This is a genomic window from Streptomyces sp. NBC_00016 (genome assembly GCF_045040885.1).
GTDB lineage: Bacteria > Actinomycetota > Actinomycetes > Streptomycetales > Streptomycetaceae > Streptomyces > Streptomyces coriariae.
Genome location: NZ_CP108304.1, coordinates 4,606,342 through 4,631,638 on the forward strand (window position 1 = coordinate 4,606,342; position 25,297 = coordinate 4,631,638).

A 25,297-nucleotide genomic window follows, 5' to 3' on the forward strand; every position below is an offset into this window, starting at 1 on the left:
CGTCCACGTCACCCACCTCCCTCTCGTCACGCTCACTTCGCTTCCGCGTGGCGGACGATCCGCAGTGCCCACCACATCCCCACGCCCTCAAGCACTCCGCCGACGAGCAGGCAGCCCAGCCCCGCTCCGGTGTGCAGCAGGACGTGCAGCGGGTCCGCTCCGAGCGCGGCGCCCAGCAGAAGGCCCAGGACCGGCAGCCCTGCGAGCATCACCACCGTGGCGCGCGGACCGGCCAACTGAGCACGCAGGTCGGCACGTTGATCGCGCTCCGCGCGTAACGCCGCCTCCAGCCGGTCGAGTCCGGCGGCGAGGCCGGCGCCCTGGTCCACGGCCACCCGCCAGCACGCGGCGAGTCCCAGCAGGCCGTCGGCACCCGGTTGCCGGGCGGCGACCGCGAGAGCCTTGGGCACGTCGCCGCCGAACCGTGCCGCCGCCAACACCGAGGGCTGCGCGGCGCCCAGTCCTCCGGAGTCCTGCGCGGCCCGTCGCAGCGCCTCCCCCGGCTGCCGGCCGGCAAGCACCTCCCCGGCCAGCGCCGCGCACAGCGCGATCACCGCGTCGCCTCGGCGCTCCCCCGCCCGCCGGGTCTCGGCGGCATGCCGCACTCGGCGCAGCAGAGGTACCCCGGCCGCGCCCGCGACCACCGGCAGCACCGAACCGCCCAGCAGCGCCAGGACCAGTCCGGCGACCGGTGCCCACCATTCGGGTCGCCAGCGTCCCCGGAGCTTGCGGAGCTCGCCGGTGAGCTGCCGCCATGGCGGGGGCGCGCTGCCGGCCACGCCGCCTCCGGCCAGGAGCAACTGCGCCCGTCCGGCCCCTGAGTACGGTCCGCCCATCAGCCAGGCCGCCGCTCCGGCACAGGCCACGGCCGCAGCCATCGGCATCTCACTCATCACGTCCGCCCCTCCCTTCGCTCGCCTCGCCCCGCAGCAACTCCCGCAGCCGCTCCCATCCCCGCTCGTGGGCGAAGGCGTCCGCCCGCCACCGCAGTGCCGGTACGGTCCGGACCAGCCCGGACGGGTCCCGCTCCAGCACGTGCACCTCGGCGATCCGCCGCCGCCCGGCGGGGTCGCGTACCAGGTGCAGGACCACCGACAGGGCCGCCGCCAACTGGCTGTGCAGCGCGGTCCGGTCGAGCCCGGCCGCCGTGCCCAGCGCCTCGAGCCGGGCGGGGACATCCGCGGCGGCATTGGCGTGGACCGTCCCGCAGCCGCCCTCGTGGCCCGTGTTGAGCGCGGCCAGCAGGTGGACGACCTCCGGCCCGCGCACCTCGCCCACGACCATCCGGTCGGGCCGCATCCGCAGGGCCTGCCGCACCAGGTCCTCGAGGGTGACGAGCCCCGCGCCTTCCTGGTTGGCGGGTCTGGTCTCCAGGCGGACGACGTGCGGGTGATCCGGTCGCAGCTCCGCCGAGTCCTCGGCGAGCACGATCCGCTCCCCCGGCCCGACCAGGCCCAGCAGCGCGCTCAGCAGGGTCGTCTTGCCGCTGCCGGTGCCGCCGCTGACCAGGAAGGACAGCCGCGCCCGCATCAGATCCCGCAGCACCCTGTCGCCGCCCGGCGGCACCGTGCCCGCGGCCACCAGCTCGCCGAGCGTGAACGCCCGGGGCCGTACGACGCGCAGCGACAGACAGGTGCAGCCGACGGCGACCGGGGGCAGCACCGCGTGCAGTCGCGTCCCGTCGGGCAGCCGGGCGTCGACCCAGGGCCGCGCGTCGTCCAGGCGCCGTCCGGCCACGGCGGCCAGACGCTGCGCGAGGCGCCGTACGGCCGCGGCGTCCGGGAAGGAGACGCCGGTGAGCTCCAGACCGCCGCCCCGGTCGACCCAGACCCGGTCCGGAGCGGACACCAGTACGTCGGTCACCCCGGGGTCGGTGAGCAGGGGTTCCAGAGGCCCGCTGCCGATCAGCTCGGACCGTAGATGCTCGGCCGCGCCGAGGACCTCCGCGTCCCCGAGGACCCGCCCCTGTTCGCGCAGCGCCTGCGCCACGCGCGCGGGCGTCGGTTCGGCGCCGGTGTCGGCGAGCCACTGCCGTACGCCGTCGAGCAGCGTCCCCGTCGCCTTCGCCCGTTCGAGGCCGGCCGGCGTGCTCATGAGCCACCCGCCTCGGTGAGCGCGCGCTCCCAGAACTCCTTGCAGAAGCGCGCGAGCGGTCCGCGAGGCGTCGCGCCCGGCGGTGACTTGCCGCCGTCCGGGCGCAGCAGCCCCGATTCGACGGGCACCTCGCCAGCCAACGGCAGGCCGAGCAGTCGGGCCACCTCGCTGTCGTCGAGTCCGGGCGCGTAGGGGCCGCGCACCGCCACCCGCAGGTCGCGCAGCACCATGCCGACGGCGGAGGCCACGCGCTTGCCCGCCGCGACGGCGCGCAGTTCGGCGGGGACCACGAGGAGCCCGAGGTCGAGCTGGGCGAGGATCTCGGCGACGCCGTCGTCGATGCGGCGCGGGAGGTCGACGACGACCGTGCCGCCCCGGCGCCGGGCCGCCGCCAGCACCGCGCGTACGGCCTGGGGCGCGATGGCCACGCAGTCGCCCCGGTCCCAGCTGAGCACCCGCAAGGAGTGCAGCCTGGGCAGCGACTCCTCCAGGGCGCTGCCGCCGACCCTCCCACGTGAGGCGGCGAACGCGGGCCAGCGCAGCCCTTCCGTGCTCTCGCCGCCGAGGAGGACGTCGAGCCCGCCACCGAGTGGATCGGCGTCGACCAGGAGGGTGCGCAGCCCTTCTCGCGCGGAGGTGACGGCGAGGGCGCACGCGAGCGTGGAGGCTCCGGCGCCGCCGCGTCCGCCGATGACGCCGACGGTGAGGGCGGGCCGTCCGACGCCCTCGGCGACGTCGGCAATGCGGTCGACCAGCCACTGTTCGCCGTCGGGCAGCATCAGGACGTGGTCGGCGCCGATCTCCACGGCGCGCTGCCACACCCCGGAGTCGTCCTGGTCGCGGCCGACGAGGACCACTCCGCGCCTGCGGACGGCCCCGCGGACACGGCGTACCGCGTCGTCGCCGACCAGGACGAGTGGCGCCGACTCCCAGCTCCCCCGGCGTTCCGGCACCGAGTGGTGCACCTCCGGTGTGGCGCCGGCGGCGGCACACAGGCGCAGCAGGTCGTCGAGGAGTCCCGCGTCCTCCGTGACGATCAGTGGTTTGCCCGGTCCGCCTCCGGTGGTGGGCGGCGGGTCGTGTGTGACGGCTCCGGTCACGATTTCCATCCCCCTTCACTGCGGGGCGCGCAGTCGCTGCGGTCCCGCGATTCCCAAACGTGTGAAGAACCGGCAGCCGGTCTCCATATGAACGGCCGACAGAATCCGGCCGAACGCCCCCGGCAATCGGAACCGGCCATGTGAAGCCGGCCCGAGCGGACGCGTTGGAATCACGGTGCAGTGGGCCCGGAAATCGTGTGGATCTTGGTGGAAAACTGTGGACAAGCGGGTGGTTGTGAATATCGCTGTCACCCATACCGGTGAGCCCCGCACCATCTGCTGTGCGACTTCCGCAGAGGAGTCCGACGACTACGCACAGTGACAGCGAGAGGGTAAACAAAAGAGGCGGCCGCAGCCGCCTCGATGCGGCGCAGTAGCCGCGTTCAGAACTGGAAAACCCGCCCGGACATGCGACGACCCCCGCCGGGGGGGAGAGCGGGGGTCGCCTTCACGGCCGACTCGGGGGGGGAGGAGTCGGACCGCGTTAGCACGGTCGCGAACGATCCGTGACTTCCATGGTGTACCCGAGAGCCTTCTCAGGCAAACCCACGCGCCCACCTTACGCCGAATGGGCTGCCCCTATGCTCATGGTTGTGGAAAACCACTCCTTGCCCCGCACAGCGGCCTTCTTTGACCTGGACAAGACGGTCATTGCGAAGTCGAGCACGCTCACCTTCAGCAAGTCCTTCTACCAAGGCGGTCTGATCAACCGCAGGGCGGCCCTGCGGACCGCATACGCCCAGTTCGTCTTCCTCGTGGGCGGTATGGACCACGATCAGATGGAACGGACCCGCGAGTACCTGTCCGCCCTCGTGCGCGGCTGGAACGTCCAACAGGTGAAGGAGATCGTGGCCGAGACCCTTCATGACCTGATCGACCCGCTGATCTACGACGAGGCCGCCTCCCTGATCGAGGAACACCACACGGCCGGCCGTGACGTGGTCATCGTGTCCACGTCGGGCGCCGAGGTGGTCGAGCCGATCGGCGAACTGCTCGGCGCGGACCGCGTGGTCGCCACCCGCATGGTCGTGGGCGAGGACGGTTGCTTCACCGGCGAGGTGGAGTACTACGCCTACGGCCCGACGAAGGCGGAGGCGATCAAGGAGCTGGCCGGGTCCGAGGGCTACGACCTCTCCCGCTGTTACGCCTACAGCGACTCGGCGACCGACCTGCCGATGCTGAAGGCGGTCGGGCACCCGCACGCCGTGAACCCGGACCGGGCCCTGCGGCGCGAGGCCGTCGCACGCGGGTGGCCGATTCTCGACTTCCACCGGCCGGTGCGCCTCAAGCAGCGGATTCCGTCGTTCTCCGTACCGCCCCGCCCCGCGCTCGTCGCGGCCGCGGCGATAGGAGCGGCGGCGGCCACCGCGGGCCTCGTCTGGTACGCGAACCGACGCCGGGCGGCGGCCGTCTGAAGGCGCCCCCGCGTGGGGGCGGGGCGGCTCGTCACCCCTCAGGGACGCCCGTTTAAAACCCATTTGGGAACAAAAGCAAAGAACTGGTGCCAGCACTTCCGCTTGCCGGGGTCCAGGAGTACAAAGGACTTAACGGCCCGCGAGACCAAGGACATCCGAGAGGATCACCTTAATAACGCATTTGGCCCCACGGACCGCGCATGACCACTGGGCACCCACGCGACGTCGACCCGTCGATTACGGGCCAGCCGCACCAGGTCACGGGCAAAGTTCCCGGCCTGATGGGCAATATATCGAGGACGCTTGGTAACCGGGTGAGCATGCCAGCGGCGGTACGAGAACTCGTACCGCCGCAACCCTTTGCGAGGCCCCCGCGAGGGGGCCTTTTCCGTACCCGCGTCTCACGCGCGCGTGAGGCTCACGCCGCCCCGCGCTGCAGCGCCTCGCACACCGCCGTCGACTCGCGGGCGCCCAGCTCGACCGCCCTGCCGCAGTGCGCGATCCAGGCCGCCATGCCGTCCGGGGCGCCGGAGACGTAGCCGTCCAGGGCCGCCAGATAGGCCGCCCGCCCCAACTCGGCGTGCCCGACCTCGGCCGGGCAGACCGACTTGGGGTCGAGGCCACTGCCGATCAGGACGATGCGCTCGGCGGCCCGCGCGACCAGGCCGTTGTGGGAGGTGAACGGGCGCAGGGCCAGCAGCTCGCCATGAACGACGGAGGCCGTCACCAGGGCGGGCGCGGAGCCTCCCGCGATGATCAGCTCGGACAGGCCCTCAAGACGGCCGGCCACTTCGGTGGCACTCGGCAGTGGCAGCTCGATCAGCGGCTCGTCGACCTTCTCACCGGCCTGTCGCGGGCGGCCGACCTCGTCGTCGCTCGTCGCCGCGGCCACCAGATGCAGCCGCGCCAGCACCCGCAGCGGCGACTGCCGCCAGATGGACAGCAACTGGCCCGCCTCGGCGGACAGCCGCAGCGCCGCACCCATGACACGCGCCTCGTCGTCGGCACCGAAGTCGGAGCGCCGTCGCACCTCTTCCAGTGCCCAGTCCGCGCCGGACAGTGCCGCCGAGCCGCGGGCGCCGCGCAGTGCGGCCTCGGAGGTGATCTCGGTGCTGCGGCGACGCATGACACGGTGGCCGTAGACCCGGTCCACGGCCTTGCGCATGGTCTCCACGGACTCGGCCACACCGGGCAGGGAGCCCAGGGCCGCGAGCGGATCGGCGGACGCGCCTGTCGTACTCATGAGTACGACACTACGCAACCTGCGCGGGCACCCCACGAAGGAGTGGTCTTCTTCACGCACGCGTGCCACGCACGGCAATCACCGCACTACCCTTTGTGAACATGAAAATTGCTTTCGTCGGGAAGGGTGGCAGCGGCAAGACCACCCTGTCCTCCCTGTTCATCCGCCACCTCGTCGCCGACGGCGGGCCCGTGATCGCGGTCGACGCGGACATCAACCAGCACCTGGGGCCCGCTCTCGGCCTCGACGACGCGGAGGCTGCCGGGCTGCCCGCGATGGGCGACCGGCTGCCGCTGATCAAGGACTACCTGCGCGGCTCCAACCCCCGTGTCGTCTCCACCGAGACGATGATCAAGACAACACCGCCCGGTGAGGGCTCCCGGTTGCTGCGGGTGCGCGAGAACAACCCGGTGTACGACGCCTGCGCCCGGCCGGTGGAACTCGACGGCGGCGCCGTCCGTTTGATGGTCACCGGCCCTTTCACGGACGCCGACCTGGGGGTCTCCTGCTACCACTCCAAAACAGGAGCGGTGGAACTGTGCCTGAACCACCTGGTGGACGGCCCTGACGAGTACGTCGTGGTCGACATGACCGCCGGCTCGGACTCCTTCGCCTCCGGCATGTTCACCCGCTTCGACATCACGTTCCTCGTCGCCGAACCGACCCGGAAGGGAGTCTCCGTCTATCGCCAGTACAAGGAGTACGCCCGCGACTTCGGCGTCGAGCTGAAGGTCGTCGGCAACAAGGTGCAGGGCCAGGACGACGTCGACTTCCTGCGCGCCGAGGTCGGGGACGACCTGCTCGTGACGGTCGGCCACTCGGACTGGGTGCGCGCCATGGAGAAGGGCCGGCCGCCCCGGTTCGAGCTCCTGGAGGACACCAACCGCCAGGCCCTGCGCCTGCTGCGGACGACCGTCGACTCTGCGTACCAAAGGCGCGACTGGGAGCGCTACACACGGCAGATGGTGCACTTCCATCTGAAGAACGCCGAGTCCTGGGGCAATGAACGGACCGGAGTCGACCTGGCGGCGCAGGTCGACCCCGGATTCGTCCTCGGCGAAAGCCTCACAGCCTCCGTGTGACGGCCTCTGTGTGGTGGCCTTTGTATGACGGCCTCCGTGCAATGGCCCCCGTGCGACGGCCTCCGCGGGACGGATCCGGCGTGACGGATCCTGTCGGTGAAGGTTGCCGCCGGGTCACCACCTGGCTGCGGCGCCCGTCGGGTCGGGCGCCTACTGCCTGACCGCCGGAGCCCCGGGCACGCCCTTCGGGGCCGGGGCCGGACTGCCGGACAGGAAGGACGCCCAGCCGGGCTTCGGGGACTCGCCGACCTCCAGCGTGCGCAGCTTGACCAGGGCCTTCGGGTCCTGGGCGTCCAGCCAGTCGGCGAGCTGGCGGAAGGACACGCAGCGCACGTCCGGCTTGTTGCAGACGTTCTCGACGACCTCCTCGACGGCGCGCATGTACGTGCCGCCGTTCCAGGACTCGAAGTGGTTGCCGATGATCAGCGGTGCGCGGTTGCCGTAGTAGGCGCGGTCGAAGCCCTTGAGCAGGCCGTCACGCATCTGGCGACCCCAGAACGCGCGCTTGCCGGGGTCGCCCTGACTGGTGCTGCCGGACTGGTTGACCATGAAGTTGTAGTCCATGGTGAGCTGCTCGTAGGAGTGGCCGGGGAAGGGCACGAGCTGCATCGACAGGTCCCACAGGCCCTGCTTCTTGCCGGGCCACACCTGGTTGTTGACGCCACTGGTGTCGTAGCGGAAGCCCAGCTCGCGGGCGGCCTTCATGAAGTTCTTCTGGCCCTCGAGGCAGGGGGTGCGGGCGCCGATGAGTTCCTTGTCGTAGTCGAAGGGCAGCGGAGCCGCGTCCTTCATGCCGGTGTTGGTCTTCCAGGTCCTCACGAACCGCTTGGCCTGGTCGATCTCGTCCTTCCACTCCTCGATCGACCACTCACCGACGCCACCGTTCTTGCCGCAGAAGTGGCCGTTGAAGTGGGTGCCGATCTCGTTGCCCTCCAGCCACGCCAGACGCAGCTGCTTCACGGTGTCGGCGATGCCCTGCTCGTCGTTGAAGCCGATGTCGGAACGGCCCGGCGAGTGCTGCGGCGGCCGGTACAGGTCGGCCTTCTCCTCCGGCAGCATGTACACGCCGCTGAGGAAGTACGTCATCGTCGCGTGGTTGGCCTTGGACACCTGGCGGAAGTGGGAGAACAGCTTCTGGCTGTCCTCGCCCGCGCCGTCCCAGGAGAAGACCACGAACTGCGGCGGCTTCTGGCCCGGCTTCAGCCGCTCGGGGCGGGGCAGGTGGGGCTGCGCCCCGGTGTACGCGGTGGAGCCGTCGCCGATCAGGCGGACGACACTCTTGGGGGCGGCGGGTGCCGGCTTGGCCTTCTGCGGGCCCGGCACCCCCTCCCCGGAACCGTGGGAACCCCCGGTTCCCGTCGCGCAACCGGCGAGCGATGCGGCGACAGCCGCGGCGACCACTGCGCCCGCGGCGATCCTCTGGGTGGCGGCCATCTTCCGCCCACCTTCTTCCTTCTCTCGGCCAACGCCGACGAGGGCGTTCTCTGGTGACGCGCCGGGACGAGCCGGCAGCGCCGTCAAGGTCGCATGGAGTCGAGAAGGAATTAGTACGACAAGCCGACAAAAAGACCACTTCACTCTCGGGGGTGATTACCTGCCCCATTTGCCGCAAAAATCCATGCTTGGCCTTTACTCTGCATTACGATCTGTTTACCGAGCGTTGATTTTCATCCCGCCGCTGCACGCCGTGACCCACGGCCGCGACCGCCCCCGCCCCAACCGGGGGACCACATGTTCCGCGACCGCGCTGCCCCGGAGGAGACGGGAACCATGTCCGCCTGCGCCCCCACCCGCACCGACCACTCGAAGCGCACCGAGCGCATCCACCCGACCCACAGCCCCCCACCGGGCCCGCACCGCCGCTTCCGCATCGCGGGCGCGGACGTGTCCGCCTCGATCGCGGTCTTCCTGATCGCCCTGCCCCTGTCCCTCGGCATCGCCCTCGCCACCGGCGCGCCCCTCCAGGCCGGTCTCGTCGCCGCCGCCGTCGGCGGGATCGTCACCGGGTGGGTCGGCGGTGCGCCGCTCCAGGTCAGCGGCCCCGCGGCAGGCCTGACCGTGGTCACCGCCGACCTCATCCAGCGCTACGGCTGGCGGACGACATGCGCCATCACCGTCCTCGCCGGACTCGCCCAGCTGGGTCTCGGCTGTCTGCGCGTGGCGCGCACCGCCCTCGCCGTCAGCCCCGCCATCGTGCACGGCATGCTCGCCGGCATCGGCGTCACCATCGCCGTCGCCCAACTGCACGTTGTTCTCGGCGGCACCCCCCAGAGCTCGGTCCTCGACAATCTCCGCGCTCTGCCCGCCCAGTTGGCCGGACTGCAGCCGGCGGCCGTGGCCGTGAGCGCGCTGACTCTGACCCTGCTGCTGCTCTGGCCTCGTATCCCCGGCCGGGTGGGCCGCCTGGTGCAGAGAGTCCCCGCCGCGCTCGTCGCCGTCACCGGTGCCACCGCCATCGCCGCGCTCGCGGGCCTCACCCTGCCCAAGGTGGACCTGCCGTCCTGGAGCAGTCACGCGCTGGCGGGGCTGCCCGAGGGACCGGTGCTCGGACTCATGGCCGCCGTCCTCACCACCACTCTGGTGTGCAGCGTGCAGTCGTTGCTCGGCGCGGTCGCCGTGGACAAGCTGATCGCCTCGCGGCCGGACCTGCTCAGCGCCCGCTCCACCCGTGTCGGCCGCTCCGATCTGGACCGCGAGCTGCTGGGCCAGGGCGCGGCCAACATCGTCTCCGGAGCACTCGGCGGGCTGCCGGTGGCGGGCGTGGCCGTGCGCAGTTCGGCAAATGTCCAAGCCGGTGCCGTGAGCCGGAACTCGACGATGCTGCACGGCGTTCTCGTAGTAGTCGCCGCGTTGCTGATGGTCCCGATCCTGGATCTCATCCCGCTCGCCTCACTCGCCGCCCTGGTGATGGCCGTCGGCATCCAGATGGTGTCCCTGCACCACATTCGCACGGTGACCCGCCACCGTGAGGTGCTGGTGTACGCCGTCACCACCCTCGGCGTGGTCGTCCTCGGCGTCCTGGAGGGCGTGACGCTCGGCATCGCCGTGGCCGTCGCCGTCGCCCTGCACCGCCTCGCCCGCACCCGGATCACACACCACGAGAAGGAAGGAGTCCATCACGTACACGTAAGAGGCCAGTTGACGTTCCTCGCCGTGCCGCGGCTGAGCCGCATCCTGCATCTCGTACCCCAAGCCACCCATGTCGTCGTCGAGTTGGACGGCTCCTTCATGGACCATGCGGCGTACGAGGCCCTGCAGGACTGGCAGAAGACACACACCGCCCGGGGTGGCTCCGTCGAGCTGACCGGCCGCCGCTCCAGCACGGGCCTCGACACCGGTACCGACGTCGAGGCGGAAACCGAGGCGGGAATCGAGGCAAGCGTCGGCTCCCGCAGCAGTATCGGCACCGGCACCAGAACCGGCCTCGCCACCAGCACCGGCGCCGGCCTCGACACCGGCGAAGGTGGCTCGACCGCTCCCCCAGCTCTCGATCACGTTCACGCCGGTGAGGTTCCGATCGCCGACTGCCGCTGCCGCCCCTGGACGCCGTGGCGCAACCACCAGTGCGAAGTACCACGGGAAACGACACAGACCCCGCAGACGCCACAGACGCCACAGACGCCACAGGCATCGACCCCGGCACCGACACCGACATCACTGGCAGCGCAGCCTGCAGAGTCGACCGACGCGGCACGTCCAGCGGAAGCGACAGCGACAGGGGCGCCCGAAGCTGCCCAGAGGAGGGGAAAGAGGGAGACGACAGAGTCCGCCGAGTCAACCAAGCCAAGAAAGCCGAAGCGGCCGTCGCAGCCGAGCCGGCCGGAACAGCCGGAACGGCCAGGCCAGCCGGGCGAGGGGAGGCAGCCAGGGGCGTCCGTCGAGCCGGGTGAGCATCAACTGGTGCGTGGCATCAGCGCGTTCCAGCGCAACACCGCACCGCTGGTGAGGGGTGAGCTGGCGCGACTGGCCCGGGAGGGGCAGCGGCCCACTCAGCTCTTCCTCACCTGCGCCGACTCCCGGCTGGTCACGTCGATGATCACCTCCAGCGGTCCGGGCGACCTGTTCGTGGTGCGCAACGTCGGCAACCTCGTGCCGCCGCCCGGTGAGGAGAGCGGGGACGACTCGGTGGCGGCCGCGATCGAGTACGCGGTGGACGTGTTGAAGGTGCGGTCCATCACGGTGTGCGGGCACTCCGGGTGCGGCGCCATGCAGGCACTGCTCGACACCGAACCGGGCGGTACGCGGACCCCGTTGCAGCGGTGGCTGCGGCACGGTGTGCCGAGCCTGGAGCGGATGGCCGACGACGGCCGTCCCCGCGCCCGACTGGCCGGGCGGGCGCCGGTGGACGCGGTCGAGCAGCTCTGCCTGACCAATGTGGTCCAGCAGTTGGAGCACCTACGGGCCCACGAGTCGGTGACCCAGGCCCTGCGGAGCGGGGCGTTGGAGCTGCACGGGCTGTACTTCCACGTGGGTGAGGCACAGACGTACCTGCTCACCGAGGCGGCCTCGGGCGACGGCGAGTTGTTCGGTCATGTGGGAGAGGCGGGCGTGCCGGCCTGAACCGGCGCGACGCCTCCCGATGTCTCGGCGGCGGCGGGCGGGGATGTGAAAGGCGTTACACCGGCTGAACTCCGTCCGCTCCGTGTCCGTGGGTACGGATGACCCCTGGGTCGATCCAGGGGTCGGCCTCCGGCCACCGTAAAACGGGGTCGAGAAGCGGCGACCCCTACAGGTCTAAACCAATTTTTGGTCGGGCCTTGTCACCGGACCCCTGGGTCTGATGAGCTGTGGCCTGGGACACAACGGACACGGACACCCTTCGAGAGGGAGATGTCGTGAGCAACGAATCCTTGGCCAACCTGCTCAAGGAAGAACGCAGGTTCGCGCCGCCCGCCGATCTGGCGGCCGACGCCAACGTCACGGCGGAGGCGTACGAGCAGGCCAAGGCTGACCGGCTCGGCTTCTGGGCCGAGCAGGCGCGCCGGCTGACCTGGTCCAAGGAGCCGACCGAGACGCTGGACTGGTCGAACCCGCCGTTCGCCAAGTGGTTCAAGGACGGCGAGCTCAACGTCGCCTACAACTGCGTCGACCGGCATGTGGAGGCCGGCAACGGGGACCGGGTCGCCATCCACTTCGAGGGCGAGCCCGGCGACAGCCGCGCCATCACCTACGCCGAGCTCAAGGACGAGGTGTCGAAGGCCGCCAACGCCCTGCTGGAGCTGGGGGTGCAGAAGGGCGACCGGGTCGCCGTCTACATGCCGATGATCCCCGAGACGGCGATCGCGATGCTGGCCTGCGCCCGCATCGGCGCCGCGCACTCGGTCGTCTTCGGCGGCTTCTCGGCGGACGCGCTGGCCACCCGTATCCAGGACGCGGACGCCAAGGTCGTCATCACCTCCGACGGCGGATACCGGCGCGGCAAGCCGTCCGCGCTGAAGCCGGCCGTCGACGACGCCGCCGACCGCGCGGGCAACGTCGAGCATGTCCTCGTCGTACGGCGCACGGGCCAGGACGTCGCCTGGAACGGCGAGCGTGACGTGTGGTGGCACGAGATCGTCGAGCGTCAGTCGGCCGAGCACACCCCGGAGGCGTTCGGCGCGGAGCACCCGCTGTTCATCCTCTACACGTCGGGTACCACGGGTAAGCCGAAGGGCATCCTGCACACCTCCGGCGGCTACCTCACGCAGACCGCCTACACCCACCACGCGGTCTTCGACCTGAAGCCCGAAACGGACGTCTACTGGTGCACCGCCGACGTCGGCTGGGTCACCGGGCACTCCTACATCGTCTACGGGCCGCTGGCCAACGGCGCGACGCAGGTCATGTACGAGGGCACCCCGGACACCCCGCACCAGGGCCGCTTCTGGGAGATCGTGCAGAAGTACGGGGTGACGATCCTCTACACGGCGCCGACCGCGATCCGTACGTTCATGAAGTGGGGCGACGACATCCCCGCCAAGTTCGACCTCTCCTCCCTGCGCGTGCTCGGCTCGGTCGGTGAGCCGATCAACCCCGAGGCATGGATCTGGTACCGCAAGCACATCGGCGGCGACCGGACACCGATCGTCGACACCTGGTGGCAGACCGAGACCGGCGCGATGATGATCTCGCCGCTGCCCGGCGTCACCGCCACCAAGCCCGGCTCCGCACAGCGGCCGCTGCCCGGCATCTCCGCCACCGTCGTCGACGACGAGGCCAACGAGGTGCCCGACGGCGGCGGCGGCTACCTCGTCCTCACCGAGCCCTGGCCGTCGATGCTGCGCACCATCTGGGGCGACGACCAGCGCTTCCTCGACACCTACTGGGCACGCTTCGAAGGCAGGTACTTCGCCGGCGACGGCGCGAAGAAGGACGACGACGGCGACATCTGGCTGCTCGGCCGCGTCGACGACGTCATGCTCGTCTCCGGCCACAACATCTCCACCACCGAGGTCGAGTCCGCGCTCGTCTCCCACCCTGCCGTCGCCGAGGCGGCCGTCGTCGGCGCCGCCGACGAGACCACCGGCCAGGCCATCGTCGCCTTCGTCATCCTGCGCGGCACGGCCAACGCCGAGGACGAACACCTCGTCGCCGACCTGCGCAACCACGTCGGCACCACCCTCGGTCCGATCGCCAAGCCCCAGCGGATCATGCCGGTCGCGGAGCTTCCGAAGACCCGCTCCGGCAAGATCATGCGCCGACTGCTGCGCGACGTCGCCGAGAACCGCCAGCTCGGGGACGTCACCACACTGACCGACTCCACCGTCATGGACCTCATCCAGGCAAAGCTCCCGGCCGCACCCAGCGAGGACTGACCAGGTCAGGGAAGGGCACCCGACGACACCGCGCCGGGTGCCCCTTTCACCCCTACCGTGGGGATCACCGGATTCCTCCTGGCGCACTTTAGGTAGGCTAAAGAAAAAGGTGCGCCGGGAAGTCTGGTCGGCATGTGCTCACTGCTGCCCACCGACCGGAGGCCCCCACCGTGTCCGCGCCCCGCAACACCGCTCCCCGCAAGGTCTTCGGACGGCTGTCCCTGCCCGAGCGGAACTTCGTCGCGGAGGCGCTGCGCGCCGAGACAGTCGGCGGTGTGCTGCTGCTCGCCGCCGCCGTCGCGGCGCTGATCTGGGCGAACGCACCCGGGCTGCACGACAGCTACGAGAGCGTGAGCCACTTCCACTTCGGACCCGCCGCCCTCGGACTGAACCTCTCCGTCGCGCACTGGGCGGCCGACGGCCTGCTCGCGATCTTCTTCTTCGTCGCCGGTATCGAACTCAAGCGAGAACTCGTCGCCGGTGACCTCAAGGACCCCAGGGCCGCCGCGCTCCCCGTGGCGGCCGCGCTGTGCGGAATGGCCGTACCCGCGCTCGTCTACACGCTCACCAACCTCAGCGGCGGTGGCTCGTTGGCCGGTTGGGCGGTGCCCACGGCCACCGACATCGCGTTCGCGCTCGCCGTGCTCGCCGTCATCGGCACGTCCCTGCCGAGCGCGCTGCGCGCCTTCCTGCTCACTCTCGCGGTCGTCGACGACCTGTTCGCGATCCTGATCATCGCGGTCTTCTTCACGAGCACCATCGACTTCGTGGCGCTGGGCGGCGCGGCCGTCGGCCTCATCGTGTTCTGGCTGCTGCTGCGCAAGGGCGTGACCGGCTGGTACGTCTACATCCCCCTCGCGCTCGTCATCTGGGCGCTGATGTACAACAGTGGCGTGCACGCCACGATCGCCGGTGTCGCGATGGGCCTGATGCTGCGCTGCACGACGCGCGAGGGCGAGGAGCACTCCCTGGGCGAGCGGATCGAGCACCTCGTCCGGCCCCTCTCCGCAGGGCTCGCGGTGCCGCTGTTCGCCCTGTTCAGCGCCGGTGTGGCGATCTCGGGCAACGCGATCGGGGACGTCTTCGGCAAGCCGGAGACGCTCGGCGTCGTCCTCGGTCTCGTCGTCGGCAAGACGATCGGCATCTTCGGCGGGACCTGGCTGACCGCCCGCTTCACCCGCGCCTCGCTGAGCGAGGACCTCGCCTGGGCGGACGTCTTCGCCGTCGCGGCCCTCGCCGGTATCGGCTTCACCGTGTCGCTGCTGATCGGGGAGCTCGCCTTCGAGGGCGACGCGGTCCTGACCGACGAGGTCAAGGCCGCCGTCCTGATCGGCTCGCTGATCGCGGCGACCCTCGCGACGGTCCTGCTGAAGCTGCGCAACGCCGAATACCGCCGGATGTGGGAGGCCGAGGAGCGCGACGACGACCTCGACGGCATCCCGGACGTGTACGAGGAGGACGACCCGGCGTACCACCTGCGGATGGCGGAGATCTACGACCGCAAGGCCGCCGAGCACCGCCGCCGAGCCGAGGGGATCGCCCGCGAGAGCGGCCGCGAGGGGGCTCTCGGAGAGGCCCAGGAGGAGCCCGGGGAGGGGCCGACACGCGCCACGGGCCTACCGAAGTGACGGGCGGGGCAGGCGGGGAGGGCAGCCGTCCGGCATGATCTGACGGGACGGTACAAAAGAAGCCAGAAGCAGCACAGCAGCAGAAGAGGGAGAACGCGATGAGCGCACCCGACGGCAGCCCGGTCGGCGCCGAACGCAGCATCGGCCAGCTGTTCGCCTCGGCGACGACCGAATTGTCTGCGCTGGTGCACGACGAGATCGCGCTGGCGAAGGCGCAGCTGAAGCAGGACGTCAAACGGGGAGCGACGAGCGGTGGGGCGTTCTCGGTGGCCGGCGCGGTCCTGCTGTTCTCCCTGCCGATGCTCAACTTCGCCCTGGCGTACGGCATTCGGACCTGGAGCGACTGGAACCTGGCGATCTGCTTCCTGCTCTCCTTCGCGGCGAACGTGCTCATCGCGCTCGTCCTCGTCCTGATCGGCGTGGTCTTCGCGAAGAAGGCGCAGAAGAGCAAGGGCCCGCAGAAGGTCGCCGCGTCGATGAAGGCCTCGGCGGGCGTCCTCCAGAACGCCAAGCCGCACCCGCGGCCCGAGCTGCCGCAGGACCGGGTCCCGGAGGCCATCGAGGCTGTGGCACGCTCGTCGTCATGACGGACCCCGCCACTCCTCCGGCCCAGCCCGCTTCGGTCGTACGGCCGGACGCCGTCTGCGGCGTGCAGGTCACCCATCGCGAGGTCGCCGCGAACGGTGCCCGCTTCCACATCGCCGAGGTCGGCGACGGTCCGCTGGTCATGCTCGTCCACGGTTTCCCGCAGTTCTGGTGGACGTGGCGGCACCAGCTGGTCGCGCTGGCCGACGCGGGCTTCCGGGCCGTCGCGATGGACCTGCGGGGCGTGGGCGGCAGCGACCGTACGCCGCGCGGCTACGACCCGGCCAACCTCGCCCTCGACATCACCGGCGTGATCCGCTCCCTCGGCGAGCCGGACGCCGCGCTGGTCGGCCACGACCTGGGCGGCTACCTGGCGTGGACGGCGGCCGTGATGCGCCCCAAGCTCGTCCGCAGGCTCGTCGTCTCCTCGATGCCACATCCCCGGCGCTGGCGCTCGGCAATGCTCGCCGACGTCCGGCAGACGACGGCCGGCTCCCACATCTGGGGGTTCCAGCGGCCGTGGATCCCCGAGCGGCAGCTCACCGCCGACGACGGCGAACTGGTGGGCCGGCTGATCCGGGACTGGTCCGGGCCGCGGCTGCCGGAGGACGAGGCGGTGGCGACCTACCAGCGCGCCATGTGCATCCCCTCCACCGCGCACTGCGCCGTCGAGCCGTACCGGTGGCTGGTGCGCTCGATGGCCCGGCCGGACGGCGTCCAGTTCTACCGGCGCATGAAGCGGCCCGTGCGCGTGCCCACGCTGCATCTGCACGGGTCCCTCGATCCGGTGATGCGCACCCGGAGCGCGGCCGGCTCCGGGGAGTACGTCGAAGCGCCGTACCGCTGGCGGCTGTTCGACGGACTCGGCCACTTCCCGCACGAGGAGGATCCGGTCGCTTTCTCCACCGAACTGGTCAATTGGCTGAAGGATCCCGAGCCCGATCGGTGACCGCGCCATCGCGCCCGGTACCCGGTTCTGGACGTCTGTACGACGAACAGCCAAATGCCCGGCGCATAGGCCAATTGGCCGCTCTGAGAACGGTTATCGACCTTGGGGCAGGGGCAGACGTCGGTGTATGGGCTGGACGCACGACTACAGTGACGCACCACGCAACCGCCGCTCGGCCAACGGCCTGAGCCCCCACCAACGAGGTGCCGACCCGCAACTGCCGGGCTCAGACCTCCGGGTGGGTATTCCGCGCATCCTGCGCCGCCGGGCCCGCTGGGTCTCGGTCCGCCTGCGTCACCCTCGAGGCTGACCCGGCAGAGGATCGCCGAGGGGGCCTTGTGCGGGCCCCCTTGTGCGACCCCCCTTCAGCGGGGTGCTCCTGACGGCTTCTCAAAGGGCGCAGCTGTCGCTGTCCACCTGTTGGCCCGCGGTACGCCCCTCGGTGATGTCCTGCTTGATCTCGTCCGCGGTGAGGGCATAGCCGGTGTCGGCGTCGTCGAGGGACTTCGCGAAGACCACGCCGTACACCTTGCCGTCGGGGGTGAGCAGCGGTCCTCCGGAGTTGCCCTGACGGACCGTCGTGAACAGCGAGTACACGTCACGGCGCACGGTGGTGCGGTGGTAGATGTCCGGACCGTTGGCCGTGATGCGACCACGCACACGCGCGGCACGGACGTCGTACGACCCGTTCTCCGGGAACCCGGCGATGATCGCGTCGTCGCTGCTCACCGCGTCCTCGGTGGTGAACTGCAGCACGGGCGCGTCCAGATCCGGTACGTCCAGGACGGCGATGTCGCGCTTCCAGTCGTACAGGACGACCGTGGCGTCGTACTTGCGGCCCTCGCCGCCTATCTGGACGGTGGGTTCGTCGACGCCGCCCACGACGTGCGCGTTGGTCATGACGCGGCGCTCGCCGAAGACGAAGCCGGTGCCTTCCAGGACCTTGCCGCAGCTCTCCGCGGTGCCCATGACCTTGACGATGGAACGCTGCGCGCGCTTGGCCACCGCGCTGTTCGCCAGGGCCGGGTCGGGCGGCTGGACGTCGGTGATCGGCTCGTTGGAGAACGGGCTGAAGACCTGCGGGAAGCCGTTCTGCGCGAGGACGGAGGAGAAGTCGGCGAACCAGGTGTCGGCCTGGTCGGGCAGCGCGTCGGACACCCCGTGCAGCACCTTGGAGCTACGGACCTCCTTGCCCAGCGTGGGCAGGGTGGTGCCGGCGAGGGCGGACCCGATGAGCCACGCCACCAGCAGCATCGCCACGACGTTGACCAGCGCGCCGCCGGTCGCGTCCAGCGCGCGGGCCGGGGACCAGGTGATGTACCGGCGCAGCTTGTTGCCGAGGTGGGTGGTGAGGGCCTGACCGATCGAGGCGCAGACGATCACGACGATGACCGCGACGACGGCGGCCGTGGTGCTCACCTCGGAGTTGTCGGTCAGCGCGTCCCAGATCACGGGCAGCAGGTAGACGGCGACGAGGCCGCCCCCCAGGAAACCGATCACCGACAGGATGCCGACGACGAAGCCCTGGCGGTAGCCGACGACCGCGAACCAGACGGCCGCAACCAACAACAGGATGTCCAGCACGTTCACCGCTTCGCGCCTCGCCTCATCATTTCGCGGTCACCACAGGTCGGCCGGGGGTCCGACCCGCCGCGAAGCGGCGATGGGGCAGAGCTTCCCCCGGGCAGACACAGCACGGTGGACACCCTGTCATGACCGCCAGTCGAGCGGGACCTGCTTCTCGCGGTCCCAGGGGTGCTCCCAGCCCGCGAAGTGCAGCAGGCGGTCGATCACCCCGGCCGTGAAACCCCATACAAGGGCGGATTCGACCAGAAATGCCGGGCCTCGGTGGCCACTGGGGTGCACGGTCATGGCGCGGTTCTCCGCGTCCGTGAGATCCGCCACGGGAACGGTGAAGACGCGGGCCGTCTCCGCCGGATCGACGACGCCGACCGGGCTCGGCTCGCGCCACCAGCCCAGGACCGGGGTGACGACGAAGCCACTGACCGGGATGTAGAGCTTGGGCAGCACGCCGAAGAGCTGGACGCCGGCCGGATCGAGCCCGGTCTCCTCCTCGGCCTCGCGCAGGGCGGCCCGCAGCGGCCCGTCACCGTGCGGGTCGCCGTCCTCCGGGTCGAGGGCACCGCCCGGGAAGGAGGGCTGGCCCGCGTGCGAGCGCAGGGAGCTGGCGCGCTCCATGAGCAGCAGCTCGGGACCGCGCTCGCCCTCGCCGAACAGGATCAGGACGGCCGACTGGCGCCCCGCGCCGTTCTCCGGGGGCAGGAAGCGGCTGAGCTGGAGCGGCTGGACCGTCTCCACGGCGTGCACCACCGGGTCCAGCCAGGCGGGCAGACCCTCTTTGCTGAGCGTCACCGCACCGCCCTGCGTGTTGCTCGCGCGTGTCATCGTCGCACCACCCCCCGTTCTGCCCTGTCCAACGCCCGGGAACCGACAGATCGTTCCGCGGACCGTCCCCCGAACGCGTGTGTCCTGTGTGTCCTGCGGGTCATTCGCGTCGCGCGGGTCGCGCGGGTCGCGCGGGTCGCGCGGGCCATGCGTGCCCTGCAGGTCGTGCGTGCCCTGCGGGTAGTGCGGGGCGCACGGGTCGCGGGCCTGCGTAGGCCGGGGCGCCCCGCGCCGACCGTCCGTCCCTCGTCGGCCCGTCCCTCGTCGGTCCGCGCAGCCTGCTCGGGCCGGGCGGCCCGTTCGGGCCGGGCCGCCGTCCGCTCTTCCGTCATCCGGCCCCCAGCGGCGGGGCCGGCCTGCCGCCCGCGTCCAGGTAGGACTGGGGCGGGTTCAGGCGCTGGCCGGGGAAGCCGCCCTTCTCGTACTTCAGGAGCTTCTTCGCCTTCTCCGGGTCCGTCTCGCCCTCGCCGTACGCCGGGCAGAGCGGGGCGATGGGGCAGGCGCCGCAGGCGGGCTTGCGGGCGTGGCAGATACGGCGGCCGTGGAAGATCACGTGGTGCGAGAGCATCGTCCAGTCGCTCTTGGGGAAGAGCGCGCCGACGGCCGCCTCGATCTTGTCGGGCTCGGTCGCCTCGGTCCATTTCCAGCGCCGTACGAGCCGCTGGAAGTGTGTGTCCACGGTGATCCCGGGCCGGCCGAACGCGTTCCCCAGCACCACGAAGGCGGTCTTGCGACCGACACCGGGCAGCTTGACCAGGTCCTCGAGCCGACCCGGGACCTCCCCGCCGAACTCCTCCACGAGGGCCTTGGAGAGACCCATCACCGACTTGGTCTTGGCCCGGAAGAAGCCGGTGGGGCGGAGGATCTCCTCGACCTCCTCCGGATCGGCGGCGGCCAGATCCTCGGGGGTGGGGTACTTGGCGAAGAGGGCGGGGGTCGTCTGGTTCACCCGGAGGTCGGTGGTCTGGGCGGACAGGACCGTGGCGACCACCAGTTGGAAGGGGTTCTCGAAGTCCAGTTCGGGGTGGGCGTAGGGGTAGATCTCGGCGAGCTCGCGGTTGACGCGGCGGGCACGGCGGACGAGAGCGGTGTGGGACTCGGGCTTCCCGACAACGGCGCCCTTGCTCGCGCTCCTGCTCGCGCTCCTGCTCGCGCCCTTGCTCGCGGCACCTTTGCTCACGGCGTCCTTGTCCGCGGGGGCCTTGCTCGCACCGCGACCGGCCGCGACCTTCTCGACGGCTGCTTTCCCGCTGTCGGCCTCTTTCCCGCTGTCGGCCGCTTTCTTCGCAGGCATTTCGTTTGTCACCTTTGCCGTTTTCCTACCACCGCCGGGGTCCTGTTCGCCCACAGCGGAAACGCGACGTACAACCACCCGCCCAGCCCCCTTGGCCTGTGCTCTCACCGGCGTTTTGGACACTCGGCCAGCCTAAAGCCCGGCACCGACATCCGCCCCGGACCCTGAAGATCGGCCCCCAATTGGACCCCTGCCGCTTACCTCGGGACACGTGTGCGGCATCCTTGTGACAGATCACACTGTTTGGACCGTCCAGCAAAATGGGGAACACGGTCCCCTGGTAAGCGGGGGAGCAAGATCCCCTGAGCAGGTCGACAAGGAGAGAACTCGTGGACGACGTTCTGCGGCGCAACCCGCTCTTCGCGGCACTCGACGACGAGCAGGCCGCGGAACTGCGCGCCTCCATGAGCGAGGTGACCCTGGCCCGTGGTGACTCCCTCTTCCACGAGGGCGACCCGGGCGACCGGCTCTATGTCGTCACCGAGGGCAAGGTCAAGCTCCACCGCACCTCCCCGGACGGCCGGGAGAACATGCTGGCCGTGGTGGGTCCCAGCGAGCTCATCGGAGAGCTGTCGCTCTTCGACCCGGGTCCGCGCACGGCGACGGCCACCGCCCTCACCGAGGTCAAGCTCCTCGGTCTCGGTCACGGCGACCTCCAGCCCTGGCTGAACGCCCGGCCCGAGGTGGCCACCGCACTGCTGCGCGCCGTAGCCCGGCGCCTGCGCAAGACCAACGACGCCATGTCCGACCTGGTCTTCTCGGACGTCCCCGGCCGCGTGGCCCGCGCCCTGCTGGACCTCTCGCGCCGCTTCGGCGTGCAGTCCGAAGAGGGCATCCACGTCGTCCACGACCTGACGCAGGAGGAGCTGGCCCAGCTCGTCGGCGCGTCGCGCGAGACCGTGAACAAGGCGCTGGCGGACTTCGCCCAGCGCGGATGGCTGCGCCTGGAAGCGCGGGCGGTCATCCTGCTGGACGTGGAGCGACTGGCCAAGCGGTCGCGCTGACGCTCGGTCCTGGCCGTCCGGTGCGCAAGGGGGCCTGAACGGGGCCTCGTCCTCGAGCGCCGGACGGGCTGCACGGCCCTGACCGGCGCTGAAAATGCGGCGGCTTCCCACGCCTCTCGGTGCACAGTGACCCTATGACCGAAACGGTTCCTCACAGGGGTCTCGACTCCCGGGGCTGCATCGCCCGTGAAGGCTCCCTCGCGCGCGTGCCGTACGCGTTCCGGTCCGTCGTCGTGGCGGCTCGGGACCGGATCCCGGGCGTCTTCGGAGCCCGGCTGCACAGCGCGTACCTCTACGGGTCGATTCCGCGCGGTACCGCGCACGAGGGCCGCAGCGATCTGGACCTTCTGGTGGTCCTGCATGAGGAGCCGACCGACGCGGACCGCGCCGACGCCCGTGCGCTCGACGAGACCCTCGACAAGGAGTTCCCGCAGATCGACGGCGGCGGCACTCTGCTGGTCGGCCACGCGCGCGTGCTGAGCGACCTGGAGAGGTACGACCTGGGGTGGTTCCTGGCGTGCCTGTGCACGCCGCTGCTCGGGGAGGACCTCGCCGCATACCTCCCCCGCTACCGCCCGGACTCCCTGCTCGCGCGCGAGACCAACGGCGACTTCGCCCTGCTCCTGCCGCGCTGGCGTGATCGCATCGCCTCGGCGGGCGACTCCGAGGAGGCCCTGCGGCCTCTCGTCCGGTTCATGTCCCGCCGCCTCGTGCGCACCGCGTTCACGCTCGTCATGCCCCGCTGGAACGGCTGGACGAGCGACCTGCACGAGATGGCCGAGGCCTTCGGCGCCTACTACCCGCAGCGCGCGGAGCAGCTACGGGCGGCGGCCGTCCTCGGGTACGAGCCGAGCGGCGACCGCGCCGTCCTCTCGTCCTACGTCGACGACCTCGGCCCCTGGCTCGCCGAGGAGTACGCGCGCGTGCACGGCGTGAAGGCCGCCAGGCCGGAGGAGCCCTAGGCCGGCCCTTGGATGAGCCCGTGCTCCCTCAGGTACTCCAGTTGCGCCCGCACGGACAGCTCAGCGGCCGGCCACAGGGAGCGGTCGACGTCGGCGTACACATGGGCGACGACCTCGGCGGGAGTGCGGTAGCCGTTCTCGACGGCCGTCTCGACCTGGGCGAGGCGGTGGGCCCGGTGGGCGAGGTAGAACTCCACGACGCCCTGTGCGTCCTCCAGGACCGGCCCGTGACCCGGCAGGACGGTGTGGACGCCGTCGTCGACCGCGAGGGACCTGAGCCGCCGCAGGGAGTCCAGGTAGTCGCCCAGGCGGCCGTCGGGATGCGCGACGACGGTCGTGCCACGGCCGAGGACCGTGTCGCCGGTCAGCACGGCCCGGTCGGCCGGGAGGTGGAAGCAGAGGGAGTCGGCGGTGTGGCCGGGCGTCGGGACGACCCGCAGCTCCAGGCCGCCCACCGCGATCACGTTCCCGGCGGCCAGGCCCTCCTCGCCCAGCCGCAGCGCCGGGTCCAGGGCCCGTACCTTCGTGCCGGTCAGCCCGGCGAAGCGGGCGGCGCCCTCGGCGTGGTCGGGGTGGCCGTGCGTCAGCAGGGTCAGGGCGACGCGCTTGCCGGCCCGCTCGGCGGTGTCGACGACCGCGCGCAGATGGCCGTCGTCCAGCGGGCCCGGATCGATCACGACCGCCAGGTCGGAGTCGGGCTCGGAGACGATCCAGGTGTTCGTGCCGTCCAGGGTCATCGCGGACGCGTTCGGCGCGAGGACGTTGACCGCGCGCGGGGTGGCCGGGCCGGAGAGGACTCCGCCTCGCGGCTGGCCGGGGAGAGCGGCTGCGTCGGTCATGCGAAGGGGCCTTCCATAGGGCTGGGCGGAGGGCTGGGCGGAACGTCACCTCGGCGGCGGACGGCCGGCGCGGCACATCGAGGCGCTCCAGGCGGCACGAGAGGCCCGCGAAGGACCCGTCCCCCGCCGGGCGGCCGGCTTCGACCGCTCACGCCCGTCCGCCCACGGATGTCCGTCATGCGGTGCCCCCGCGCGTCGCGTCGGCCGCGTCGGTCACGCCGGTCGCCCCGATCGGGATGTGCTTGGTGAACTCGTCGTGCCCCGGCCACGACAGCACGACCTCGCCCTGCTCCAGGCGGGCTTCCGCCAGGACGGGCGTCAGGTCGAGGCCGGGGGCCGCGGCGAGCGCCTCGGCGGCCGTGCCGTACGGGACGAGCCGGCGCAGGGTCGCGATGGTGGGCGGCATCATCAGCAGCTCGCCCTTGTCGTACGAGGCCGCCGCGTCAGCCGGGCGGATCCACACCGTGCGGTCGGCCTCGGTGGAGGCGTTTCGGGTGCGCTGGCCCTCGGGGAGCGCGGCCACGAAGAACCAGGTGTCGTAGCGACGGGACTCGAACTCCGGGGTGATCCAGCGCGTCCAGGCGCCGAGCAGATCGGAGCGCAGGACCAGGCCGCGGCGGTCGAGGAACTCGGCGAAGGACAGTTCACGGGCGGCCACGGCGACCCGGTCCGCCTCCCAGTCGGCGCCCGTGGTGTCACCGACGACGGAATCGGGCGTGAGCCCCGCGAGCAGGACGCCCGCCTCCTCGTAGGTCTCGCGCACGGCCGCGCAGACGATCGCCTGGGCCGCCGTCTCGTCGACGCCGAGCCGCTCGGCCCACCACGCGCGCGTGGGGCCGGCCCAGCGGACGTGAAGGTCGTCGTCGCGCGGGTCGACGCCGCCACCGGGATAGGCGTACGCGCCTCCGGCGAAGGCCATGGAGGCGCGTCTGCGCAGCATGTGGACGACGGGGCCGCCGTCGGTGTCCTTCAGGAGCATGACGGTGGCCGCGCGCTTCGGGACGACCGGGGTGAGGGTGCCGTCCGCGAGCGCGCGGATGCGTTCCGGCCAGTCCTGGGGGAACCACTGCCCATTCGCCATGGGCGCGAGGCTATCCCGTGGTGCGCGAATGTTCGAGAGGCCCCCGAGGTCAGAGCGCGTCCACGGGGCGCCAACGGGGACGCCTCCGGATGCCGGCGCGGCACCCGGGAGAGGCGTCCGCAAGGCGCCTACAGGGCGAAGGCGCCTACGGGACGGAAAGCGACTACGGGACGAGTTCCACCTGGATCTCGACCTCCACCGGCGCGTCCAGCGGCAGCACCGCGACGCCCACCGCACTGCGCGCGTGCACGCCCTTGTCGCCGAGGACCTCGCCCAGCAGTTCGCTCGCGCCGTTGAGGACGGCGGGCTGGCCGGTGAAGTCCGAGGCCGACGCCACGAAGCCGACGACCTTCACCACGCGCGCGATACGGTCCAGGTCGCCCGCGACCGACTTGACGGCAGCCAGGGCGTTCAGCGCGCAGGTGCGGGCCAGCTCCTTGGCCTCCTCGGGGGTGACCTCGGCGCCGACCTTGCCGGTGATCGGCAGCTTGCCGTCCACCATGGGCAGCTGGCCGGCCGTGTACACGTACGGGCCGGACTGCACGGCCGGCTGGTAGGCCGCGAGGGGCGGCACGACCGCCGGCAGGGTCAGCCCCAGCTCGGCGAGCCTCGTCTCGACCGCGCTCACGCCTTCGCCCGCTTCAGATAGGCGACGAGCTGCTCCGGGTTGTTCGGCCCGGGCACGACCTGGACGAGCTCCCAGCCGTCCTCGCCCCAGGTGTCCAGAATCTGCTTCGTTGCGTGGACGAGCAGCGGCACGGTTGCGTATTCCCACTTGGTCATGGGGCCGACTGTATCCGCTGTCGCCCGAGGGCCCGTTC

Annotated in this window: 22 protein-coding genes; 10 read left to right on the top strand and 12 right to left on the bottom strand. The window is 71.2% G+C overall.

Going from position 1 to position 25,297, the window contains the following annotated elements; all coding sequences use genetic code 11:
- Nucleotides 1–32 precede the first annotated feature (32 nt).
- The 3 genes from OG933_RS20365 to ssd are packed head-to-tail and all read right to left on the bottom strand — an operon-like array spanning nt 33 to nt 3,203.
- Entirely contained in the window at nt 33–893 is an 861-nt protein-coding gene (locus tag OG933_RS20365; protein ID WP_405628245.1) for a type II secretion system F family protein, read from the bottom strand.
- Nucleotides 886–2,094, bottom strand: a complete 1,209-nt coding sequence (locus tag OG933_RS20370; protein WP_405628248.1) for a TadA family conjugal transfer-associated ATPase — start codon at nt 2,092–2,094, stop codon at nt 886–888. Before OG933_RS20370 ends, OG933_RS20365 begins: the two co-directional genes overlap by 8 nt.
- The gene (gene ssd / locus OG933_RS20375; protein WP_405628251.1) at nt 2,091–3,203 is read right to left on the bottom strand and encodes a septum site-determining protein Ssd; all 1,113 of its coding nucleotides are present in this window, start codon (nt 3,201–3,203) and stop codon (nt 2,091–2,093) included. Before ssd ends, OG933_RS20370 begins: the two co-directional genes overlap by 4 nt.
- 572 nt (nt 3,204–3,775) lie before the next feature.
- Here ssd and OG933_RS20380 point away from each other — a divergent pair.
- A complete protein-coding gene (locus tag OG933_RS20380) occupies nt 3,776–4,609 on the top strand; it encodes an HAD family phosphatase (RefSeq protein ID WP_054241799.1) in 834 nt (277 codons plus the stop codon).
- A 418-nt stretch (nt 4,610–5,027) separates the two neighbouring features.
- Here OG933_RS20380 and OG933_RS20385 read toward each other — a convergent pair whose 3' ends face one another.
- On the bottom strand, nt 5,028–5,852 hold the full coding sequence (locus tag OG933_RS20385; RefSeq protein ID WP_405628254.1) for an oxidoreductase: 825 nt from the start codon (nt 5,850–5,852) through the stop codon (nt 5,028–5,030).
- Nucleotides 5,853–5,953: 101 nt separating this feature from the next.
- On the opposite strand from OG933_RS20385, the gene OG933_RS20390 reads away from it, so the two are divergent.
- A complete protein-coding gene (locus tag OG933_RS20390; RefSeq protein ID WP_405628257.1) occupies nt 5,954–6,934 on the top strand; it encodes an ATP-binding protein in 981 nt (326 codons plus the stop codon).
- Nucleotides 6,935–7,084: 150 nt separating this feature from the next.
- Here OG933_RS20390 and OG933_RS20395 read toward each other — a convergent pair whose 3' ends face one another.
- On the bottom strand, nt 7,085–8,368 hold the full coding sequence (locus tag OG933_RS20395) for a hypothetical protein (RefSeq protein WP_405628258.1): 1,284 nt from the start codon (nt 8,366–8,368) through the stop codon (nt 7,085–7,087).
- Nucleotides 8,369–8,704: 336 nt separating this feature from the next.
- On the opposite strand from OG933_RS20395, the gene OG933_RS20400 reads away from it, so the two are divergent.
- The 6 genes from OG933_RS20400 to OG933_RS20425 all read left to right on the top strand — a co-directional run bounded on the left by OG933_RS20400 (nt 8,705) and on the right by OG933_RS20425 (nt 17,200).
- A complete protein-coding gene (locus OG933_RS20400; protein WP_405628261.1) occupies nt 8,705–11,494 on the top strand; it encodes a SulP family inorganic anion transporter in 2,790 nt (929 codons plus the stop codon).
- A 275-nt stretch (nt 11,495–11,769) separates the two neighbouring features.
- Nucleotides 11,770–13,728 (top strand): acetate--CoA ligase, encoded by a 1,959-nt coding sequence (gene acs / locus OG933_RS20405; protein WP_405628264.1) that lies wholly within the window; start codon nt 11,770–11,772, stop codon nt 13,726–13,728.
- Between the two features lie 170 nt (nt 13,729–13,898).
- Entirely contained in the window at nt 13,899–15,356 is a 1,458-nt protein-coding gene (nhaA, locus tag OG933_RS20410) for a Na+/H+ antiporter NhaA (protein WP_362522420.1), read from the top strand.
- Between the two features lie 98 nt (nt 15,357–15,454).
- Complete coding sequence (locus tag OG933_RS20415) at nt 15,455–15,943, top strand: phage holin family protein (protein WP_054241806.1); 489 nt, start codon at nt 15,455–15,457, stop codon at nt 15,941–15,943.
- Nucleotides 15,940–16,890: an alpha/beta fold hydrolase gene (locus OG933_RS20420; RefSeq protein ID WP_405628266.1), complete on the top strand. Its 951-nt coding sequence runs from the start codon at nt 15,940–15,942 to the stop codon at nt 16,888–16,890. Before OG933_RS20415 ends, OG933_RS20420 begins: the two co-directional genes overlap by 4 nt.
- Nucleotides 16,891–17,017: 127 nt before the next feature.
- Nucleotides 17,018–17,200 (top strand): hypothetical protein, encoded by a 183-nt coding sequence (locus OG933_RS20425; protein ID WP_078615678.1) that lies wholly within the window; start codon nt 17,018–17,020, stop codon nt 17,198–17,200.
- An 80-nt stretch (nt 17,201–17,280) separates the two neighbouring features.
- Here OG933_RS20425 and OG933_RS20430 read toward each other — a convergent pair whose 3' ends face one another.
- The 3 genes from OG933_RS20430 to nth form a co-directional block, all read right to left on the bottom strand.
- The gene (locus tag OG933_RS20430) at nt 17,281–18,480 is read right to left on the bottom strand and encodes a MarP family serine protease (RefSeq protein ID WP_362522418.1); all 1,200 of its coding nucleotides are present in this window, start codon (nt 18,478–18,480) and stop codon (nt 17,281–17,283) included.
- Between the two features lie 120 nt (nt 18,481–18,600).
- A complete protein-coding gene (locus OG933_RS20435; RefSeq protein ID WP_314224956.1) occupies nt 18,601–19,296 on the bottom strand; it encodes a CoA pyrophosphatase in 696 nt (231 codons plus the stop codon).
- Between the two features lie 328 nt (nt 19,297–19,624).
- Nucleotides 19,625–20,590, bottom strand: a complete 966-nt coding sequence (gene nth, locus OG933_RS20440) for an endonuclease III (RefSeq protein ID WP_405628269.1) — start codon at nt 20,588–20,590, stop codon at nt 19,625–19,627.
- Nucleotides 20,591–20,919: 329 nt separating this feature from the next.
- On the opposite strand from nth, the gene OG933_RS20445 reads away from it, so the two are divergent.
- Nucleotides 20,920–21,594 carry a Crp/Fnr family transcriptional regulator gene (locus OG933_RS20445; protein WP_020129286.1) on the top strand — a complete coding sequence of 225 codons (675 nt, stop codon included), beginning with the start codon at nt 20,920–20,922 and terminating at the stop codon, nt 21,592–21,594.
- Between the two features lie 134 nt (nt 21,595–21,728).
- Entirely contained in the window at nt 21,729–22,556 is an 828-nt protein-coding gene (locus OG933_RS20450) for a nucleotidyltransferase domain-containing protein (protein WP_405628271.1), read from the top strand.
- On the opposite strand, the gene OG933_RS20455 is transcribed toward OG933_RS20450, so the two are convergent.
- The 4 genes from OG933_RS20455 to OG933_RS20470 form a co-directional block, all read right to left on the bottom strand.
- Nucleotides 22,553–23,395, bottom strand: coding sequence for an MBL fold metallo-hydrolase (locus OG933_RS20455; protein ID WP_405628274.1), 843 nt, complete (start codon nt 23,393–23,395; stop codon nt 22,553–22,555). The genes OG933_RS20450 and OG933_RS20455 overlap by 4 nt on opposite strands.
- 175 nt (nt 23,396–23,570) lie before the next feature.
- The gene (locus OG933_RS20460) at nt 23,571–24,476 is read right to left on the bottom strand and encodes an NUDIX domain-containing protein (RefSeq protein WP_020129283.1); all 906 of its coding nucleotides are present in this window, start codon (nt 24,474–24,476) and stop codon (nt 23,571–23,573) included.
- Nucleotides 24,477–24,639: 163 nt separating this feature from the next.
- Nucleotides 24,640–25,104 carry a RidA family protein gene (locus OG933_RS20465; RefSeq protein ID WP_020129282.1) on the bottom strand — a complete coding sequence of 155 codons (465 nt, stop codon included), beginning with the start codon at nt 25,102–25,104 and terminating at the stop codon, nt 24,640–24,642.
- Nucleotides 25,101–25,259, bottom strand: coding sequence for a DUF4177 domain-containing protein (locus tag OG933_RS20470; RefSeq protein WP_020129281.1), 159 nt, complete (start codon nt 25,257–25,259; stop codon nt 25,101–25,103). Before OG933_RS20470 ends, OG933_RS20465 begins: the two co-directional genes overlap by 4 nt.
- Nucleotides 25,260–25,297: the final 38 nt, after the last annotated feature.

What these genes read in the sequence shown, in the direction of transcription:
- OG933_RS20365 (WP_405628245.1), bottom strand. Translation starts at nt 893, where the DNA reads ATGAGTGAGATGCCGATGGCTGCGGCCGTGGCCTGTGCCGGAGCGGCG.
- OG933_RS20370 (WP_405628248.1), bottom strand. Translation starts at nt 2,094, where the DNA reads ATGAGCACGCCGGCCGGCCTCGAACGGGCGAAGGCGACGGGGACGCTG.
- ssd (WP_405628251.1), bottom strand. Translation starts at nt 3,203, where the DNA reads ATGGAAATCGTGACCGGAGCCGTCACACACGACCCGCCGCCCACCACC.
- OG933_RS20380 (WP_054241799.1), top strand. Translation starts at nt 3,776, where the DNA reads ATGCTCATGGTTGTGGAAAACCACTCCTTGCCCCGCACAGCGGCCTTC.
- OG933_RS20385 (WP_405628254.1), bottom strand. Translation starts at nt 5,852, where the DNA reads ATGAGTACGACAGGCGCGTCCGCCGATCCGCTCGCGGCCCTGGGCTCC.
- OG933_RS20390 (WP_405628257.1), top strand. Translation starts at nt 5,954, where the DNA reads ATGAAAATTGCTTTCGTCGGGAAGGGTGGCAGCGGCAAGACCACCCTG.
- OG933_RS20395 (WP_405628258.1), bottom strand. Translation starts at nt 8,368, where the DNA reads ATGGCCGCCACCCAGAGGATCGCCGCGGGCGCAGTGGTCGCCGCGGCT.
- OG933_RS20400 (WP_405628261.1), top strand. Translation starts at nt 8,705, where the DNA reads ATGTCCGCCTGCGCCCCCACCCGCACCGACCACTCGAAGCGCACCGAG.
- OG933_RS20415 (WP_054241806.1), top strand. Translation starts at nt 15,455, where the DNA reads ATGAGCGCACCCGACGGCAGCCCGGTCGGCGCCGAACGCAGCATCGGC.
- OG933_RS20420 (WP_405628266.1), top strand. Translation starts at nt 15,940, where the DNA reads ATGACGGACCCCGCCACTCCTCCGGCCCAGCCCGCTTCGGTCGTACGG.
- OG933_RS20425 (WP_078615678.1), top strand. Translation starts at nt 17,018, where the DNA reads ATGGGCTGGACGCACGACTACAGTGACGCACCACGCAACCGCCGCTCG.
- OG933_RS20435 (WP_314224956.1), bottom strand. Translation starts at nt 19,296, where the DNA reads ATGACACGCGCGAGCAACACGCAGGGCGGTGCGGTGACGCTCAGCAAA.
- nth (WP_405628269.1), bottom strand. Translation starts at nt 20,590, where the DNA reads ATGCCTGCGAAGAAAGCGGCCGACAGCGGGAAAGAGGCCGACAGCGGG.
- OG933_RS20450 (WP_405628271.1), top strand. Translation starts at nt 21,729, where the DNA reads ATGACCGAAACGGTTCCTCACAGGGGTCTCGACTCCCGGGGCTGCATC.
- OG933_RS20455 (WP_405628274.1), bottom strand. Translation starts at nt 23,395, where the DNA reads ATGACCGACGCAGCCGCTCTCCCCGGCCAGCCGCGAGGCGGAGTCCTC.
- OG933_RS20460 (WP_020129283.1), bottom strand. Translation starts at nt 24,476, where the DNA reads ATGGCGAATGGGCAGTGGTTCCCCCAGGACTGGCCGGAACGCATCCGC.
- OG933_RS20470 (WP_020129281.1), bottom strand. Translation starts at nt 25,259, where the DNA reads ATGACCAAGTGGGAATACGCAACCGTGCCGCTGCTCGTCCACGCAACG.